General features: G+C 35.9%; 10 protein-coding genes and 9 tRNA genes. All 19 read right to left on the reverse strand.

What is annotated here, in order from left to right; all coding sequences use genetic code 11:
* Window positions 1-9 precede the first annotated feature (9 nt).
* A protein-coding gene (locus LLS04_RS02125; protein ID WP_407933724.1) for an IS3 family transposase occupies window positions 10-1,160 on the reverse strand; the annotation gives its coding sequence in 2 pieces (ribosomal slippage) (window positions 10-896 and window positions 896-1,160; 1,152 coding nt in all).
* A gap of 119 nt (window positions 1,161-1,279) precedes the next feature.
* On the reverse strand, window positions 1,280-4,216 hold the full coding sequence (locus tag LLS04_RS02130; protein ID WP_323611676.1) for a SpaA isopeptide-forming pilin-related protein: 2,937 nt from the start codon (window positions 4,214-4,216) through the stop codon (window positions 1,280-1,282).
* 18 nt (window positions 4,217-4,234) lie between these two features.
* The gene (locus tag LLS04_RS02135) at window positions 4,235-9,100 is read right to left on the reverse strand and encodes a hypothetical protein (protein WP_323611677.1); all 4,866 of its coding nucleotides are present in this window, start codon (window positions 9,098-9,100) and stop codon (window positions 4,235-4,237) included.
* 449 nt (window positions 9,101-9,549) lie between these two features.
* Window positions 9,550-11,352: a leucine-rich repeat domain-containing protein gene (locus LLS04_RS02140; protein WP_323611678.1), complete on the reverse strand. Its 1,803-nt coding sequence runs from the start codon at window positions 11,350-11,352 to the stop codon at window positions 9,550-9,552.
* A gap of 239 nt (window positions 11,353-11,591) precedes the next feature.
* Window positions 11,592-12,479 (reverse strand): choline kinase family protein, encoded by an 888-nt coding sequence (locus LLS04_RS02145; RefSeq protein WP_323611679.1) that lies wholly within the window; start codon window positions 12,477-12,479, stop codon window positions 11,592-11,594.
* Window positions 12,480-12,587: 108 nt separating this feature from the next.
* The gene (locus tag LLS04_RS02150; protein WP_323611680.1) at window positions 12,588-13,718 is read right to left on the reverse strand and encodes a putative periplasmic lipoprotein; all 1,131 of its coding nucleotides are present in this window, start codon (window positions 13,716-13,718) and stop codon (window positions 12,588-12,590) included.
* 321 nt (window positions 13,719-14,039) lie between these two features.
* Window positions 14,040-16,526, reverse strand: coding sequence for an ABC transporter permease (locus LLS04_RS02155; RefSeq protein ID WP_323611681.1), 2,487 nt, complete (start codon window positions 16,524-16,526; stop codon window positions 14,040-14,042).
* A complete protein-coding gene (locus tag LLS04_RS02160; RefSeq protein ID WP_323611682.1) occupies window positions 16,523-17,203 on the reverse strand; it encodes an ABC transporter ATP-binding protein in 681 nt (226 codons plus the stop codon). The genes LLS04_RS02155 and LLS04_RS02160 overlap by 4 nt, the downstream gene beginning before the upstream one ends.
* 56 nt (window positions 17,204-17,259) lie before the next feature.
* On the reverse strand, window positions 17,260-18,219 hold the full coding sequence (locus LLS04_RS02165) for a sensor histidine kinase (RefSeq protein WP_323611684.1): 960 nt from the start codon (window positions 18,217-18,219) through the stop codon (window positions 17,260-17,262).
* The gene (locus LLS04_RS02170; protein WP_323611685.1) at window positions 18,206-18,862 is read right to left on the reverse strand and encodes a response regulator transcription factor; all 657 of its coding nucleotides are present in this window, start codon (window positions 18,860-18,862) and stop codon (window positions 18,206-18,208) included. The genes LLS04_RS02165 and LLS04_RS02170 overlap by 14 nt, the downstream gene beginning before the upstream one ends.
* 216 nt (window positions 18,863-19,078) lie before the next feature.
* Window positions 19,079-19,154, reverse strand: a tRNA-Phe gene (locus tag LLS04_RS02175).
* 2 nt (window positions 19,155-19,156) lie between these two features.
* A tRNA-Met gene (locus tag LLS04_RS02180) sits at window positions 19,157-19,233 on the reverse strand.
* A 70-nt stretch (window positions 19,234-19,303) separates the two neighbouring features.
* Window positions 19,304-19,392, reverse strand: a tRNA-Ser gene (locus LLS04_RS02185).
* Between the two features lie 55 nt (window positions 19,393-19,447).
* Window positions 19,448-19,524 (reverse strand) — tRNA-Ile (locus tag LLS04_RS02190).
* A gap of 33 nt (window positions 19,525-19,557) precedes the next feature.
* Window positions 19,558-19,634, reverse strand: a tRNA-Met gene (locus tag LLS04_RS02195).
* 28 nt (window positions 19,635-19,662) lie between these two features.
* Window positions 19,663-19,739, reverse strand: a tRNA-Pro gene (locus LLS04_RS02200).
* Window positions 19,740-19,744: 5 nt separating this feature from the next.
* Window positions 19,745-19,821 (reverse strand) — tRNA-Arg (locus LLS04_RS02205).
* 40 nt (window positions 19,822-19,861) lie between these two features.
* Window positions 19,862-19,948: transfer RNA gene (locus tag LLS04_RS02210), tRNA-Leu, on the reverse strand.
* Between the two features lie 5 nt (window positions 19,949-19,953).
* Window positions 19,954-20,027, reverse strand: a tRNA-Cys gene (locus tag LLS04_RS02215).
* Between the last annotated feature and the right edge of the window lie 178 nt (window positions 20,028-20,205).

Consider the following 20,205-nt stretch of genomic DNA (forward strand, 5'->3'; position numbering starts at 1 on the left):
TAAAAAAAGTTACGAGCTGGAGTGTGATTTTCGATATTCGATCGGAGATTTATACCCCAGCTTTTCTTGTATTCTATATTCATTGTAATATTTTATAAATTGTATCACTGTTTGTGATACAATTTCATTAGAACTCTTTAGTTGAGGTTCTAAATGGAATGTTTCGTGTTTCAAGTAACCATGAAACGTTTCTATTGGGGCATTATCAGATGGTTTTCCTGGTCGGGACATACTCATCGTAGTGCCTTTTTCTTTTACCTTAATTTGATATGAGTGTGCTGTATATACTGATCCTTGGTCACTGTGAAGGATACACGATTCATTTAAATTTGGAAGTTGGTTTAAGGTATCTAGCACACACTCGAGATCCTGATTATCACTAATCGTATACGCAATAATTTCTCGATTATATAAGTCCATAATACTCGATAAATAAAGCATTGACTTTCCAAAAGGCAAATAAGTTATGTCTGTCGATAACTTCTCAAAGGAACGATCTGCGTTAAAATCTACATTGATGATATTTTCTACTATCTTAAATGGTTGTCCAGTTGAATTTCTGCGTTTTGGCCTTACTTTACAGTTCAAGTTATTCTTTTGCATTATCCTTTGAACGGTATTCTTATTAGCTGTCATTTCTTTATTCACAAGATATGTAATTTTACGATATCCATATCTATACTTATTCTCTGCACAAAGAGTCTTCATTAGTTTGACAAGCTTTGAGTCTTCTTTACCGATTGGAATCTCTTTTTTCCATCTGTTGTAAGTAGTTCTTGAGATGTTTAAGGTTTCCAAGACTTTCTTTTGAGTTATTTTGCCTCTATAGAAATCTACGAGCTGAATGATTGCTTCCGGTTCCACTTCCTTTCCAACTCCCGATACTTTTTTAAGATATCGTTCTGCATTTCCAACTGCTTTATTCTTTCTTTATCACTCGTATTCTGAATTGTATCCGGACCATGTCCATAACTGTATTGCTTTCCAATTGGTTGATCGAAACGATAGAATTTTCCATCTCGATGCCGATAATACCACGTATAGACTTGCGAAGCACTCTTGATGTTTAACTCAGACATAATTTCCATTACAGGAACTCCAGCGAGCCTCATTTCAACTGCCTTTAATTTAACTTCTCTTGTATAAAACTTGTTTTTCATATAAAAAATACCTCCATCTTTCCATTTTACAATGAATTGATAGAAGTATTCTTTTTTTATTAAGTACCACTAAACTAGGTCAGTTCACTGATGCTTAAATCAGTCTCTTTTTTTATGCATTATTGTACTTCGCGACGTTTTGAACGTTGCTTTAATACAAGACCCATAGCCATAAGCAGGAGTGAAATTTCAACGCTGATATTACCTACACCAGTTGGTGGTAAGTCATCATCTACTTTTGGATCGACAACTTCTGGTATAATAATTTTCTCGTTGATAACATTCAGGAGTATTACTTCTGGTTTACCTGGATGTTCTGCTTGTATTTCAAGATCGAAGGTTTCTTCTAATACTTGATAACCTTCTAATCCTTTTGTTTCTTTCATTTCATATTGACCTGGACTGAGTTGTTTGAAATGAGCGTTTCCCTCATGATCGGTTAATGCTGTTAAGGAATCATTTAAACCGAAGGTTACGCCTTCCAATACGTTATTTTTGTCATCAGTTTTATGAACAATCACATCTTGACGATAGTTTTCAAATTCCATAACGGGTAATTTGACGTAAGGGAAGTCTGTATTATCAATCCATGCTTCAGGGAAGTCTGATAAACGTTTTTCAATCGTTACATCTTGCGTATTGAGTGTATTTAGAATCATACCTTCAGCCGCTTTTGTTTGTAAGACTGTATGCGTTCCTGGGCCCATCATTGTAAAGATAATACCTGCGTCATCTTTAATCTCTAACGTTGGATCGTCATTCAATGTGAAGCTTCCTGAATTTAATGGTGTTTGGTTATCACCATCATTTAGTACTACGTGTTGTTCCGCATCCGTCATTCGAATGATGCCATCTTTATGAACATCATCGTCATTTAACGAGCTTGTTGGGATTTCGAAAATGACACTGTCATCCACAATGATTCCCTTTTCAATTTCGAGTACTTTCACTTCATATGTTCCTGGCGCTAAATCTTTGATTATAAGTTGTGTTCCACTTTGTTCCACAACGCCTAACTCAAGACCTGCGTTATCCACTAACATCGCTTTAACCATAAGATCGGTTGCGCCAAAGCGATTTACAAGATCGATGGTCATCGTTCCCGTGTAGTTAATGTAATCCTCTAACTCAAACACCGGTTTTGCACTGCGAGTTTTGTCGACTTGATAGTCAGGAATGTTAAAGGTTTGTTCAAAGGTATTTTGAACTGTACCCGTTGGAGCTTGAACTTGTAGAAGTCGATAGTCACCCGGCTTAATCGATGCAATTTCAAAGAAATCGTTATCACCGGTAACCGTTAATGTTTGGTAACCATCTACCGGTTCCCAGACACCAGCTACATCTTTTTCAAGTTTGAAAATTCCGTCTGTATAAAGCTTTTCGCCACGTGGATCTGTATTTTTAAAGATGGCTTTAGCGGTATGGTTATCCACACCAACTTGTTTTGGTTCATATGCATCTTCTGAGCGATCATCAATGGTGAATGGTACTTTTTCAGGAATTACGGTATGGTTACCGTCTCCCTTCGTTTCTTCAAACCAATAATCACCCGGTGCTAATTTATCAAGTTCAATTTGACCTTGTGTGTTCGTTACAAGGTCAGTCATAAGCGCATCATCAGACCCGGCTTTTCCGAGGTTAAAGGTTACATTCGGTAAAGGTCCTTGTGTTTCAGATGATGTCTTCGTCAATACCACACGACCACGATAGTGGTTTGTATGGATGACAGGCATTGTATGAATTTGTACACTATGATCGGTAGTATTTACAAGTCCCAAGTCATTTCCTAATGTTGTAGGAATTGTAATGTTTTCGATGACTTTTGTGTTTAATCCATAACCACTAACAGCTACTTCTTGTGTCATCTTATACGTTCCAGGAATTACACGTACAAACTCATCCGTTCCATCTTGAGCAAACGGTACATCACGTGTATCCGTATTTTCAAGTTTAAATTGTCCTTTATCGCTCATCACAACACTTGCATCATCACCATCAATATAATCAAATGGTAAGGTCGCTTGGGTTGCATACAGGTGAACTTCAGTATCCAATTCACTTGGTTCAAGATAAGTTGCAGGGATTTCATACTGTGGATTTGTAGTGATATATATTAATTTCTCATCAATCACAACATCCACAAGTTTACTGATACCACTGTGTTGATTTTTTATCGTATTGACATCCGTTACCGGTGTCTTTGTTCCATTATAATCTACAGCCATTGACTTAATTGTGAATGGTGAACTTAAATGGTTATGTGTAAGCACTGTTGTTGTTCCTAAATGATTTTGGAAATCAAGTGCTGTTGTGTTATCTTCAACTTCAACACCTGCAATGGTGAAGGCTACTGTTTTTTGATTTACCGGTCTGTTTTCCGTTGTGGATTTCTGACGTAATGTATATTCACCTGGTGCGATATTAGCACTAATTCCTGCATTTTCATCAAGAATTTCAAGTGTATCCACCACGACATTATCCTTATTCACAACTTCAAAGATTGACCCTTTAATATAAGCATCCGGTCCATTGAGGTAGTTTTTAATTTGAACTTGAGCTTTAATATTTGTGAATTCAAGTTCGATAGTGTTTGTTCGACCACCAAATTCGGTAACCAGTTCATCTTTACCGAGTGCATAGAATTCTAACGGTGTCTCATTTAAGAGATAGTCATCTCCAGCACTGTTTTGTACAAGTCGGTAATGTCCGACATCTAAGTTATAGATGAGGAATGTATCCGTATTGCTTGCAAAGAGATTGCCTGATTTTTTATGAGGTGATTCCGCATTCACAAAGTCTTCCCAAACCGGATTCTCCTTCGTGCCGGTATTAATTTCGAGTGAGAACTCTGAATTTTTAACACCAGCTCCTGTATTACGATCGACATCTTTCAATTGGATGTTAACTTTATAGTTTGAGAATGTTCCCGACATTGAACCATCTTCAATCGTACCACTCACATTTCGAGTAGGTTTTAATTCGATTGTGTCACGGTTACGTACATAGCCATTTAAACCTTGTCTTGGTTCAGAAACAATATGACTACCAAGGTTCACACGATCGGCATTAACAGATCAGTGCCCTACCTTGATAATTCCACTTGCATCCGTTGGATAAGAATTATCAAAATTTTCATGCTTAAAGTTGAGGGTTACATCCTTCAACATTTCTGTTTTATCCGTTCCATTCGCATTCTTCAGAACACCTTGTTTCTTAACATCAAGAACAGGTGTATTCAGATAGATCGCACCTTCTTCAATTTCATTTGCACGACTCATAAATGGTAAGATGGGTTGTTCCCCAACTTGAAGGAATAATAAATTCTTCTTATTACTATTTGTGATTTGAAGTGCCTTATCTTTTGCCGGTACGTTAGACGTTGCACGGTAGCCAAGTCCATTTGATAAGTAATAATTATCCGGTGCGCCTACAGCTTTAACGACATAATTTCCCTCTTCAACATTAAAGAGTTTTAACTTACCGTTTTCATCAAAGGATGCGGAACGATAAATGTAGTTGTTGTCTAAAGAAGTACTATCATAACGGTATAACATCACACTTACTTTTTTATTAGATTCATGTTGTACGACATCACCTTTATCAATAACGTTTGGTTGGTACATCGCATTCTTATCATAACGAAGAGTTAATTCTACATCTTTACGATCTTTATATTCTTCTACCGTATTTTTGATAGGAATAGTGTGTTTCGCTTGAATATCCAAATCGACATTTCTTCCTGCAGTAACATATTTTGCAGCGATGTTGTTGTAGAGATCGCGGTCGTTCACATCAACAACTTTACCATATGTTCCATATGTAATACGGACAGGTTTATTAATCGTTTTATTGAATGTTAACGTAAATCCACTTTCACCGGTTGTCCAACTATCCACAGGTTCATCAAGACCATCCTTGTTTGTTAAGGTATAGTCTGCAGTATTCATGGTTGCCCATGAATCTCCATTTTTAATCGAAACGGTAAAGTTATCCAGACTGGCTTTTTGTGCACCTGTTTGCAATGGATCTAAAAGAAGATATGAATGTTTTCCATCTAGATGATCCGTTATCACCAAGTTTTCTAAAGTTTCGTATGTTTCATTAATTGTGGTTGTCCACAACACACGTTGGTTCGAAAGATTGATTGCTGGTAAATTCTCCGCAAACTTCATAATTCGATTGGTTTCTTTGAGTTCAACCGTCGCTTCAGCTGATGTTTTATCTCCTACAGGATCCGTACTGGTATAAGATACTTCGTAGTCAACTTTATTGGTGAAACTACCATCTGTACTAATGTAATTTGCCTTAGGATCTGTAGCAGTTGGAATCGTCGAAGCACCTGTATCGATTAGTGTATTAATTTTGTAACGATACGCATATTTTGGTGTTAACTCACTACTGTTGATAATAATTTCAATTTTTTGATCATCCTCAACAACCGTAAAGTCTGTGCCTTTATTCAAGACAAAAGGTGCTTGTTCCGCTTTATCAACTTCCGTTAATTCACCATCTTTCGTTACATGATATGGAACTAAGGTTAATGTTTCCAACTGATCTAAGTATAGATTTTTATTTTGTAAGTTTTTACCACTTACGTTGATGTTTTTATCAATCGTATCTGTTAAACGTACACGATAATCTTCAATATCTTTTTCTCGAACAGTATCAAAGTTAAAGGTAATTTCCCACTCAACACCATGTCGTAAATTCCCTTCTGAATCCACGATGAGTTTTTGTTCCCCTACTTTTTTCGGTGCTGTATTATACTTACCTGGATCTTCAAGGTTATTATTACTTTCTGTAGATGGTGTTGACCAATCAAAACCTGATCCTGTTCCATCCACGATGTTCGCATACACGAGACGACCGCCGTTAGAAATATTTGCGATTGCTTCATCATTATCAAGGCGTGTTTTATACATTAAGAAATACGCATTGTTATCTCCGCGTTTTCCACCACCGCTAGTTAAGAATCCGTTTGAGTCCACAAAATCAAGTCTAAAACTTGCGTTCTCAAGTATTTTCCCTTTTCCATCTCTACCCGGTGATCCATCCTTAATGACACCGGCAATTTTTGAAAGATAACCGGGATCTTTAGCGGGCTCTGTATAGATATATTTTTCATTCGTTAACGTCGAAGCTGGGTCCGTTAAAACTGCTATTTCACTTGGGTTAATTTTTGAAAGAACATCCGCATAAGTTTGTGTTGATCCTGGAGTACTCGCATTGATCTTTGAACCTAACAAGGCATCCATCTCTGCTGGAATATCTTCGGTAAATGCTTCAGTTTCACGAATTAACTTCTCACTTTCTCTAATAAATTTCATATAATCAGAGTTTGAAGTACCTTTAGTACTATCCACTTTATAAAGTAGAATTTGATTTTCGTCGTTAAATGGTTCCAGAACCTGACTACCGCTCAATGTATCGGCATAGGTCAACCCAATAAGATCAAGACGATACATCGTCGCACTGTTAATATTAACACCCCATACAATTTCTTTCGTACGGTAGTCGACCATGATTGGTCGTTTATCCAACAGTTTAAGAATATTGGTTGACGTTGCATCAATTGGTTTTGAAGGTTCAATGGTTTGTCCATTATTCAATGACTTAACTTCTGCACTGCCATCAAATCGAATAGCAGGGTAAGAAAGTAAATCGTTTTTCAGTTGATCATTATTGATATATGTATAAGTAATCGCGATTGTTACGGGTTTTTCTATCTTAATACCCTCTTTAACTTTAACCTCAATCTTATTTTTTTCTGTGTTAATCACATACTCAAAACGACCATCTTCCTCAAGTGTTTTACCACCGATCATGACCTTAATTTCAACATTCTCATCTGTCAGATCGATAACTTCTGATTGTTCGTTTCCACCACTACTTGAACGACGATGATACATGTATTTTTCATCATCAAAGGTGAATACAAAACCACTACCCTCTTCACGAATTAATTCGTTATTGTTGTAGCGAACATCCCAACGTAAACGAGTTGGGTTTGATTGATCATCGACATCTCCACTAATCGTAATTGAACTTGGGTAATCATGACTGTGTTTTTGTGATTGTCCGTATGCGTTGTTTAGTTTTGTAGACAATGTAAACTCTTGGGTTCCTTCAATTTCTATTGAGTCATCCAACATTTCATATTCTTGTTCAACGCGATACTTAATCGCATAATTTCCTTCAGGTAGTGGAATCGCAACATTTAAGGTATTTTCTGTTTCGCTTATAATCTGAGGATCTTCTGCGAAAGGAACAAGCGTCCCATCATTGAGTACTGTATATTTATCGACTAGAACTTTTGTGGTAATCTTCCACTTACTCATACCGCTTTGGCGCACAATAATTGGTGCTACAAAATCAAGGTTCAATGCATTCATGTTTACCGTTCTTGATGTATTCGCAACACCATCCCAAGCAACTTTAAAACCATGTGGAATGTTTTCGATTCCATTCGAATCAAGGGTTAAACGGTTATTAATTGGGTTCAAAGGTGTTACAGCATAATCTTGACCAATATCCTTACCTAGACCTAAAAAATCAGCATAATCATAAACAAAATCGATTTCTTTTTCGATATCAGCGATGGGTTTTAGTACAAGTTTACGGTTATTGATATTCCAACCATCTGTCATTACAGCATAACCTTCGCGGAATGTTTCTTGAATGGTTTCAATTGGCGTTCCGGCTTTTAACTCTTCTTCAATATAGCGACTGATAATAAGGCCCATCTCACTCTGAAGCTCGAACACGTCTGGTTCCTTATCTTTACTACCATCATCCATTGTGGTATTCTCAGCAACATGAAGTGTCATTTTAACTTCATCAAAACCCGGCTCAAGCCCTCCGGGAACATAACCACGACGTGCAATTTGAGTTATCGCACTTGGAATTTTTGTAGAGATGATTTCATGTAATTGACCAAAGTCTGGCAAGGTTAATGAATCATCAATTTCCTTTTCATAAACAAACGGTACACGAGTACCATTATTCATATGACTAAAGTCATAAACATTCTCTGCCCAGCCACTCTCAAGAATTTTCGCGATGGATGCTTCATCCAACTTGACGATATACTTAACGTTAAGCTTATCATGAACTGTTCCATCCTTCTCAGTAACGAAATCAGCACTATATTTTTCTGTTTCGTAATTGTTCATGTTCAATTTATTATTAGAACTTAAAAAACCTTTAGAGTTTGAAATTTTGGCGACAGGATCTCCATCAAATTCAATTGAAATTTGTCCTTCAAGCATAATTTGATTCCCAGTAGACTCTGGATCTTTCGGATCGCCATCTTCATTTCCAGTTTCTGGTTTTTCAGCTTCTACTTCTGTACCTTCGGGTGCTTCAACTAAAGGCGTTTCTTCCTCCGGTGTTTCCACTTCAATTAAAGATTCAAGATACGCAATCATTGAAGGTAACGTCCTCTTGATCATTGGGTAATCTGTTGAATCTAACTTTTTGAGCGCTTCCACATCGTGTGAACTCTCCACACGAAAACGCACATCAAGTGTCTTAGGATTTAGTATATCTTTAAAATCAAGCGTCACTTCATGATGCGAAGTCGTAATACCCTCACCGTCTTTAAAGATTTTCATGGATTCATTTTCATCAATAAATGTTTCTTTATCTGCAATAAATCTCATGGATTTCGGTAACGTAAAACGAATGGGATCTGTTTGTTTCACTTCTTCCCAAAGCGTTTCATCAATTTTTAATCGCAATGAAAAATCCGTTTCTAATTTATTTTCGTGGTTGATATGCTCCACTTTAGAAAAATCCGGATCGATCATCTTTTCGACAATTTTTTGGTTTTTGTCATTACTTGATGTCTCAAGAGCATTGATACTAATCTGAGCGGTGAGCATCAACATCGATAGCAATACAAGACTAAACCTTCTTAATTGTTTCTTCATTTTTTTCATAAAGATACCTCGTTTCTATGTATGATCAAGTCCATACGCTTTCTTATATATCGGAATGTGTACTTTTAATCACGTGGTCTAATCATATCTTATAATAGAAAGCTCATATTTTTAATTTTGTACAAAATGAACAAATAATAAAATTCAGAATATTTTTTTAAAAAATATTTGACAATAAAGTGAATAATAAAAAAATATTAAATCATATTTAATGTTTTTCGTTAAATCAGCAAGATAGTAGGTGCTTCACTAGGATTACCACACCATCTTTTCCATTTTCAATTTCACAAGAGTTTCAGTATCTATTTGGCTGTAATCACGGTCTAAGAGACTTTACGCGCGTATTATTGTATTTTAGAAACCACAAGATAATACGCTTCTCCTAAGATTTAAATACATATAAAAAAGATACACCACGATTAGGGTGTATCTTTTAATTGCTTTTAAATCTATTTTGAAACAATACTTTTCTTACGTATAAAAAGTCCAATTACAATAAAAACAATTCCAATTTGACTTAAGATGAGACGAATGCCTGTTGGTGGCAACAAGGTATCTTGAGTATCTTGAGTATCTTGAGTTCGAGTTTCTTTAATCGGTTTATTCGACTCTATCTTAACCGGATCCACTTTATGTTCCACAACCACAACATCATTTGCTTTTTCATCAGATTCACCAGGATTCTGTACTTCTTGATCTGGCGTAGTTGGTGTTTCTTCATTTGGATGCTCTGGTTGACCCGGCTTATCGATTTCTTCTTGAGGTTTATCCCCGGGTGTCGAAGTCATGTCTTCCTTTAGTTTCTTGTATTTAAGAACAACAGGTTCCATATCTACATCAAACATATCCGGTAAGGATTTAACATCAAACAACGACTCATAACCCTCACGATCGAGTCCATTCCAAACAATCTCATCCTCGTGATACCCCTCAATGATTTCCTCCTGAGCGATCTGTTGACCTAATGCATTAAGATATTGAACCTTTACAGCTACTTTGAGCGGATTCAATGACACATAGTGAACCGCTTCATCTTCAAACATGAGTTCTTCGGTACCGTACATTGAGGGTGCATATCCTCGAATATTCGTTGATGGAATCCCCTTGAATGAACCGACTGGACCTGAAAGATAGATTGGATCACCAATCACCGCTTTTGTCTTAGAAGAAATAAATCTAACCTCTCTTGTGAGTGTTTGAAGTATTTCAAAATTAAAAATTAAACGTGAACCTTTAAAGGGTCCAGACTCAACATTCAATACGGAGCAATATTGTCCAGGTGTTTGGCTGATGGATTGATCAATATAAATCCCCTTGTTATCCACATGATCTTCAAGCACTAAATCCGAAACATACTCCAAAGCATTTCCTTCTACTTTATAGAGTTTAAAATTTGTTGTTTCATTATGTTTTACTAATTTTTGATAAAGGTTATCGGAAGAAAGATGCACAAAATCTCCCTGCGAAATCCCTTGTTCGAAATAATACGTTTTTTGTTGGTCACGAACCTTATAATTTATGAGGTTATCTTGGAGTAATTCATACTCCTCATCCGTTAGGTTTGTGATTTCATTAAACATAAGATTCACATCACTTAATTGTGGACCCACAAAGAGATTTTCAGGCAACGTTTCACTCTTCAATCCATATCCGTTAATCTCTTTAAGCACATCTCGGTTTGGTATGTTTGTAGGCCCCTTAATAAATGAGTTTCCAAATATAAGACTCGTAAGTCGCGGTAGACGTGTCAGTGACTCCGGCAACTCATGCTTTTCACTCTCGAGCCCTGTCAATTGTACATTTAAAGCTTCCAACTGAGGAATTTCATCAAATCGATCCGGAATTGGACCTGGCATATGATGATACCCTTGAATATTCAGTCGAACTAAGTTCGGGAGTGAGAATACCTCTTCAGGGAAAGCTTTCAGTTTAGGGTCTTTACCACCAGCATTAAGATTAATATATGTAATATTACTGAAGTGTTCAATACCCTTAAATGACGCGATTGATGCCGCTTCCACAGATGTTGGGGAAATACGTTTAACACGATTAATCGCAGCAGCGGTTAAAGGCGTCGTTGCATTCTCTACCTCAGCTTCTTTTACCACATTTTTTCTTAACGTGGGATCTTCAATAATTTCTTCAACAGTCATGCCAATAATTGACACAGAGGAATCAAGTGCTTGTACAGCCTTGAACTGAGTTATTGATAATACAACACCTAAAAATACAATCGTTATGAACTTTTTCATAGCGCCTCCTTATATGTGTATTCGTTAGAATGCATCAATACTCCAACGATTTGATTATAGCCGAAATATTATTGCTTGCATCTCTTATGCATAATCCAATCTTATTTGTGCTAAGGAGGTTAATGTTTATTGTTAGTAACTTTTGTAGTAAATTGCCTCTTGTTGTGTTTGATCTTCAAACAAAAAAACGACTGCTTCTTGTGCGAGTCGTTTTTAGAATATGTTTGGTTTTTTGTTATTTAGAGATTATATAAAATTTCAGCCTGTTCCACAAATAAACGTGTATAGGCAGCGTAATTTTCAAAAAAGTCCCCGACATCAGTACCATTATGTTCTTGGAATATTGCCCAATTCATCCAATAGAATCCTGTAACCGCAAAAGTTCCGATAAAATGATGTTTATCTGCTTCAGTCATCGTTCCCCCTGCATATTGATCAAGAACTTTAAGGATGGTTGGGTAATCATAAGGTGAACAAACAATAAAGGTCGCAAGATCAGCGGCTGGATCGGCAACCATAGCGAACTCCCAATCTATTAAATAAAAATTATCATCTTGGAAGAGAATATTAGTCGTGTAGATATCATTGTGACAAAGCGTCTTCGCATAACTTTCGCGTGAAACACACTCATAAATGCGTTCTACGCGTTCACTTAAATCATCATAATCTGAGAAATGGGAACGACCAACATCACCAATTTCTTGCTTAAAGTCTTGAATTTTTTGGAATAAGTCAAACTCCCATTCTCCTTGAATGTTTGCATCATGAAGGTAACGTACTTTCTCAATCACAACCTTAACATCTTCTTCGTTCATATAATCAAAATAGCGTGCATTCTCAATATAATTCGATATCTTCCAGCCCTCAGTCTGATCCATAAATACAAGACTGTTATCTAAGCCAAGTTCTTTCGCTTTTAATTGAGCATAGAACTCACTTTTCCGATTAATATAAACATCCGTTTCAACACCAGGTTCACGATATACATACTTTTTTCCATCAACCTCGAATGTGTAAGAATGATTGGTAAGTCCGCCAAATAGTGGGGTAAAGTTCAAAATGGAATCAATCTCACATTCCAATGTTTTCGCAATGTTTTGTGTGTAATTATTTATGGCATTTGTCATTTGTAACGCTCCTTTTACTAAGTCCCCTTATTATATAATAAACTTTACATAAAAGAACGCTTTTGGGCACGAATTAAGCAATCAATGTATTGATTCGACACAAATCCTTTACTCTATTGATTCAACGCTGCTAGAGCGATACAACGCACTCACATCCGGACATTCTATTGTTTCGATTAGTTCACCACTATTCAAATCATAAACATACTGTGTGTAGTGGGGCTTGGATTCAAAGTTGCCAAATAGAATAAGATTTTCTTTACTCGAATCATACCAATACTGAGACCAATAGTGATACTGCGCGGTATCACTTATTGGCTCAAGTTTAAGATCTCGACTCTCCATAGTACTTAAATCAATCATTCGAAGTTCGTGACGTTCACTTTTAATGTAGAGCTTGTTATTGATGATAGAATTCTGTACATCACTCGTAAAGGATGGTCCAAATCGCTTAAAATCTGAGATTGACTCAACATTTAAATCCTTATCAATTACAATAAGCTGATCTTCTATTGGGGCAATACTATCTGGAATTGGTACATTATCCGCTATATACAAATAAAGATATAGTTTTTTTGAATCCGTGATGAGTTGTGAGGTATAGTGGCTTGATTCCAATGTTTCAGACATCTTCTCAATCATTTTATTTTCAATATTATATCTATAGAGCTTTCGTATAATTCCACGTTCGGAATCTTTATGATTATGGTTATTTTCCGTAAGTACATAAACATCGGAACCAATTACTGCAAGAGAAGTTGCTTGATCATCTTCAATATCGAAAAGTTTCTCGTTGTTTTTATATATTGAGGTCAAATAATTTGTAGGTTCGGATCTAAAGCCTTGGTTATCAATGAAATACAAATCTTCTTCATAAAGATATACCTGTGAATCAATCGCATTCAGAGATGGTTCGAAGTTGTATACTTTTTCATCTTGGTCCGATAATTCTCCCTTTATAAATTTATCGGATGATATTAGGTAGTAAAAATTCTTATCAATTTTTAATTTATAATAATTTCCTCGATATTTTTTCGAGCCTAGAACGTGCCCTCTCGTATCGAGAAACTTAAACTCCGTGTGATTCAATAATTTTAGAATTTCTGATGATTTGGCACTATGGAAAGTATCGTTCCCTAGTACTATTGTTTTAGTATCTTTAAGTGCATTTGTGGAAGGTCTTGAAGAACAGCCTGCAATGAGTAATATCATTAGAATACAGTAAAATATTTTTTTCATGATATCTAGTACCGTGTTCTTCCAAAAAAACTTCTTTCCAGAATATCCTTTGGCGAAACAAACTTTCCACTCCGTATTGATCTTATAGCTATCATTTCTTGGTTAAATACCACCATTATAATAATCCCCCCTTTAATAAAAAAATGATACCAAATTCATTATTGATGCGCAAGAAAATCGTTGGCCACCTGAACATCGTTTATCTACGATTCCTATCAACGAGTTTAAAAGAATCGATGCGCCTACCGATTCATCAAATAAGAGTTAAATCATTTATTAAAAAATCACTTTGGGAGCTGAGTCACAATATTAGAACTACTCTCAATATTTTTGAGACTTTAAACGTTCAATAACCGATTCTCGATTGAACATACTTGTTGATATTAAAGTTTGAGTGATCAGTATTAGCGTAGAACCCATAATTGCGTAAAAGAGATAGTCCATTCTAAAGTTAAATTCAGGCATCCAAATCATTTTTCTTACAATTGCATATAGTCCATAGGATAATCCAAAGCTTAATACAATTGAGTAAACAATCACTCTCCCCATTGTAAATACAGATTCAAAAAATAACATCTTACACATTTCCTTGCGTGTCATTCCCACTGACTCTAAGATTGCATACTCACCCTTGCGTCTATCCTGTTCAGATATCGTTGTGTTAAGAATAATTGTAACTGTCATCAATAGAATCATACCCATCACCGAAAATAATATTTTTACAATCACCTCATAAACATTCTTATCTTGTGCATAGTCTGAGGCTAAGTTTCTAATATAAAATAACGGGTACGTTTTATTGAAGCTTGTTTCAACTGATTCAGCTTTTTCCGTATCAATCAATAAAATCCTATTAAGTATAAATTGATAGGGACTCTGACTTTCAATTCTATCAAACAAAGTTTGCGATACAATATAATTTACTGATACCTCACTACGTATGATCGACTCATTATAGAAAAATTTGAGCACTGAGGATTCACCATCAAATGTGTCGACCTTTAAACCGATGGGATACTCAGATGATTTTTCCATACTTTTCCCATCTGTTCCATCATATGTATAAAAAGGTACAAAATCACCAACTTGCAAGTCTGTTAAATGGCGAGATATCTGCATTCTTCCGCTATTATAGTCTGAAATGACGCCTTCAAAATAGTCGTTTACTACAATTTCATGAAGATTGACTGATGGGTATAATATGTTGAAATCTTTATCATCTAAGACGATTATTTTATGTCTCAGTAAATATTTTAATTCTTCATCAAATACATCATTATATCGCCAAATTCCAAGCCGTCCTGATTCTGTTGTGACCTTAAATGTTGATTTTACGTCTTCATTCTCTTCGATTTGTTTTCTTATATCTTCAAAAGTATTCGAATCGATATTTTGTTTTTCGATTTGAATAGCATAATTACTATAATCCAATTTGGCAGAAGCTAAATCTAGGGAAGAAGCTAAGAAAGAAGCAACTAATACCATGGATACGGTACCTATAACTAAAGAACGTTTAAGACCCAAGTATTTTCTTCGATCTCTAACCGTATTTTTATATGCCAGAACACCTGCTTGCCCAAAAAACAACTTGATGAATCTTGTTTTTTCTTTTTTCTTATTGATTGTTATCCGCTTGTTTTCACGTATCAGTTCAATAGAACTTTCTTTAAATATATTTCTTATAGAATGTAATAACGGGATATAAACAACTATAAATGAGGCTATAAATATTCCTAAAACTAGCTCCATTGTTAATGTTGGCTTCGCAAATTCCATAATATTGTATCCAAACAGAGACGTGTTAGATAATATGGGATAACTCATGTTAAAGATTCCTTGAGAGACAAGAGACCCTCCCATTAATCCTATAACCACACAAGGAATTGTAGTCAGAAACATCTCAAAAAACAGTGACCTTCGTATCTGCTTTTTAGTTGCTCCAATTGTTGATAAGAGACTTAAAGATTTTGTTTTACTTTCAAGGCTAATGTTAAGCGTGTTATAAAGTGTAAAAATTGATGTTAGCGTAAATAATCCCAATAGCACACTTGCCATTACCACTACAACCTTCCACATAATATTTTTATTGTCACTTAGTCCTAGTAGTTCATTACGAAAATCGTTGAATACTACATCTTCATCAATGAGATTGTTAGACTCCATCATTGAAATAACCGATTTCTCAAAACTCTTTGTGTCATTTTCGAATTGAACATAGACTGTATTGTCATATGACATCATAGCACTCTTAGTTTGATTGTCGTATGTATATTGTCTATCTACAACACCAACAATTGTAACGACCGATTTTGAGCCATCTACCCATGTTACATCAAGTTTGTGACCTATAGGATCATCTAAATTCAATGCCTCAAGCATCATTTCAGAAACGTGCATTTCCTCATTGTTTTCTGCCAATCTTCCACTAAGAAGCGTTTGCTGAGAACCTTGTTTGATGAAAGAAAAATCTTTGTTATATAGAGTATAAAGTAAAAACGTTTGAGGGCTATGTTGTTCAGCATTAAAATCAACCCTCGATATGTCTCCAACTTTTGATGCATACTCATACTTAACAATATCTCCTCCACTTTTAATCAATGCATCCACATCTTTTACATTTCGAAAATAGACATTGTATTGTTCTCCGTATTTAAGCGACGATAACTTGTAACTATTATAAAATCCTGAAAATGTTGCGATCACGGCCGTCATAAGACTCACTACAATAATAATGGACAACCATGACATTAGTGTTTGCTTCCAATATTTTTTTAGGTGTCTATATTGAACTTTTAGAAGTGATTTCATCGTATTCTCTCATCTCTAATAATGCGACCATCTTCTATTTCAATAATTCTTTTGGCCTGTGATGCAATAGTTTCATCATGAGTAACCATTATGATTGTTTGTTCGCTCATCTCATTGGTTTCTCTAAGAATTTTAATGATTTCCTTAGATGTGTTTTTGTCTAGGTTACCCGTTGGCTCATCCGCAAGAATCAGAGTTGGTCGATTCATGAGCGCTCTAGCTATAGAAACACGCTGTTGTTGCCCTCCGGATAATTGACTTGGTAAGTGGTTTACACGATTCACAAGTTCTAAGGACTTTAGAAGTTCTTCCAGATAGATTTCATCAACGTTTTGATTGTCGAGCTCTAAAGGAAGGATAATGTTTTCCTTTACATCTAATAGTGGAATCAGATTGTAAAATTGATAGATTAAACCTATATGACGTCTTCGAAAAATCGTGAGTGCTTCTTCACTTAATGCTACGAGATTGGTGTTATCCAATCGAATAACACCAGTGGATACAGTATCAACACCTCCAATAACATGAAGAAGTGTCGACTTTCCACTTCCACTTGCACCCATAATTGCGATAAACTCTCCTCTATCCACAGAAACAGAGACGTTATCAAGAGCCTTAATTTCTGCATCGCCTTGCTTGTACGTTTTTGAAACATTTTCCAGCACTAATAATGACATAGTATCACCTCACTTTTATTATATCTTTCATGAGAGTGTTATAAGTGATTTGTTCGTCACTTAGTAGGTATTCTTATTTCAAACGTATTTTTCTCAACAATTCGAACCGAACCGCCTTGTTTTTCGATTATTTCCTTAGATATTGCAAGTCCAACTCCAACACTCTTGGAGTTAACACTATTTGTTTTAAAGAACCGCTCAAAAACTTTTTCTCTTAGATCCGTCGCAATTTCTTCACCATCATCAGAGATCATTATCTGTGTTTCAAATACATTTTCTTCAATTGACATGAAGATTGCATTTTGGGCGTATCGTGCTTTATTATCAAGTATATTAATGATTGCTTCTAAAAACCACTTTTCATCTACATATATTGTGTTTGCAGCTACTCTAGTTTCAATGTCGAGCTTATTACTTTTCGATGATATATTTAGTTTCAAGCTCTTTACAAAATCATCGGTATTAACGCGTTTCTTATTCATTTCAATCGTATTTGATTCCAAGCGAACTAGAAGTAAAAGTGAGGTTATCAATGATTCAAGTCGCTCCAATTGTTCTTGATTTTGAAGTAAGAAATCATTGTCTGGTGATTCATCTCGTAAAATGTCATTGGTAAGAAGTAAGGAGGTAATTGGCGTCTTAAGCTGATGAGAGATATCAGTTAAGGACTTCTTTAGAAAGGTATTGTTGGCATCTAAGTTTCGATTCATTGTCTTGAGAAGAACGGTTATTTTATTGAGTTCTGAATGCAGAATTGATAGTTCTCCTTCTTCATATGTGTTGAGTTCATATTCGTGGCTGTTATCATTGAGACGTTTTAAATACTCAGTTAGTTCTTCTATCTCTCTATTTCGATGCAAGAGATAGCGATACACCAAAATCAAGCTGCATAGGATCCCGGCTAAGATACCAAAATATGAATCCATGAAATATGCACATAAAAAACCAACAGATACCCCTAAGATGATACTTTGTGCAAAAAGATGAGCAATTTTCTTATCTCTAAATATTTTCATGCTTGTATCGGTATCCTTGTCCACGAACAGTAACTATATCTAATTCTCCATTAAACTTCTCCCTTAAGCGTTTAATGGACGCTGAGAGTGCATTATCATTCACATATTCAATAGAGTCCCAAATCAATTCGTAGAGATCTTCTCGTTTAACGATTTCATTTTTATGGCTTATAAAGAATAAGAGTAATCTATATTCTATAGTTGAAAGATTAACCATCTCATGACCAAACTTTATGATTCCTGACTGCATATCGATACTCATGTCACCGTCTATAAATACATGCTTTTCATGTTTCTTTAAAAGCTTTTGTAATCGAACTAAAAGTTCCTTTGATCTAAAAGGTTTAATAATATAATCATCACCACCACGAGTCAGACCTTCAACTATGCTATCTTCTTCATTTTCAACACTTAGAAATAGAATTGGGGCTTCACTATGTTGCCGAATAAAAGTGCAAATATCAAATCCATTGCCATCTGGTAGTCGAACGTCAAGAATATGAATGTTGTAGTGATTCAATCCAAGAAAGCGTTCAGCTTCTTGCACAGAAAATACAGCATCAACAAGATACCCTTCTTTTTCTAAGATATATTTTAGACTTCGAGATATTGCTCGATCATCTTCTACAAGTAATAGTTTCATATAGTTATTATACTACTATTTCTAATATAAACCATCGCATTTCTTAATTTGAAATTCAAAAAAGTATTACCTCTAAAAAAAGTTTGTTATGTTCATACAAATCGTTGCTTCATTAAGAATCGTATCTTAAATACTTATTCAGCAATTTTAAAAAGTGATCTCTTTTTAGGAACAAAAAAAAACCACTCAATGAGTGGTTTGTCTTATCGGTTTAAATGGTGGCCCCAGTCAGAATCGAACTGACGACACACGGAGCTTCAATCCGTTGCTCTACCGACTGAGCTACAGGGCCATTGGTTGCGGGGGCCGGATTTGAACCGACGACCTCCGGGTTATGAGCCCGACGAGCTACCAGTCTGCTCTACCCCGCGATATGTTTAATGCTATGTCATTATAGCATAACTGGTATATAATGCAACCTTATTTCGTAAAGAAATAATATGGCGGAGGAGGGGAGATTCGAACTCCCGCACGCTCTCACGTCTGCTGGTTTTCAAGACCAGTCCCTTCAGCCACTTGGGTACTCCTCCATAGAGTTTTTTGCATTTTAATGTAATTAAATTCCGATAATCCTAAGTGTCAAATTGGTGGACCCTGTAGGACTCGAACCTACGACCAACCGGTTATGAGCCGGTAGCTCTAACCAACTGAGCTAAGGGTCCGCTACATCGGTATTACGCTTTTCAAAATAGAAATGGTAGCGGGTGTGAGATTCGAACTCGCGACCTTCCGGGTATGAACCGGACGCTCTAGCCAACTGAGCTAACCCGCCATAGGAATATTTAATTTTAATAATAAATTGGTCGGGATGACAGGATTCGAACCTGCGACCCCCTGGTCCCAAACCAGGTGCACTACCAAGCTGTGCTACATCCCGAAAATTGGCGCGCCCGACAGAAGTCGAATCCATAACCTCTTGAGCCGTAATCAAGTGCTCTATCCAATTGAGCTACGGGCGCATATACATCGATTTAAATTAGAACTCCATCAATAAAGTAATGGTGGGGATGAAGGGACTTGAACCCATACGAAGTTACCTTCAACGGATTTTAAGTCCGTTGCGTCTACCAATTCCGCCACATCCCCATTACTGGAGGTTCCTATCGGATTTGAACCGATGATCACAGAGTTGCAGTCTATTGCCTTACCACTTGGCTAAGGAACCATTAACTGTGTCGCGACACATTAACTCGACGATTGTCTTTGTTGTTGTTGTCGTTTCTCACTGTGCTTTTACATTATACATCATCAGTATAGAAATGCAACACTTAAAATACAAAATAATACATTTTTTAAAAAAAAGATTTAATTGTTCCTTTAATTCAACAAAAAGGGCCTTTTTA

The sequence above is a fragment of the Erysipelothrix enhydrae genome, assembly GCF_035066605.1.
Taxonomy (GTDB): Bacteria; Bacillota_I; Bacilli_A; order Erysipelotrichales; family Erysipelotrichaceae; genus Erysipelothrix; species Erysipelothrix amsterdamensis.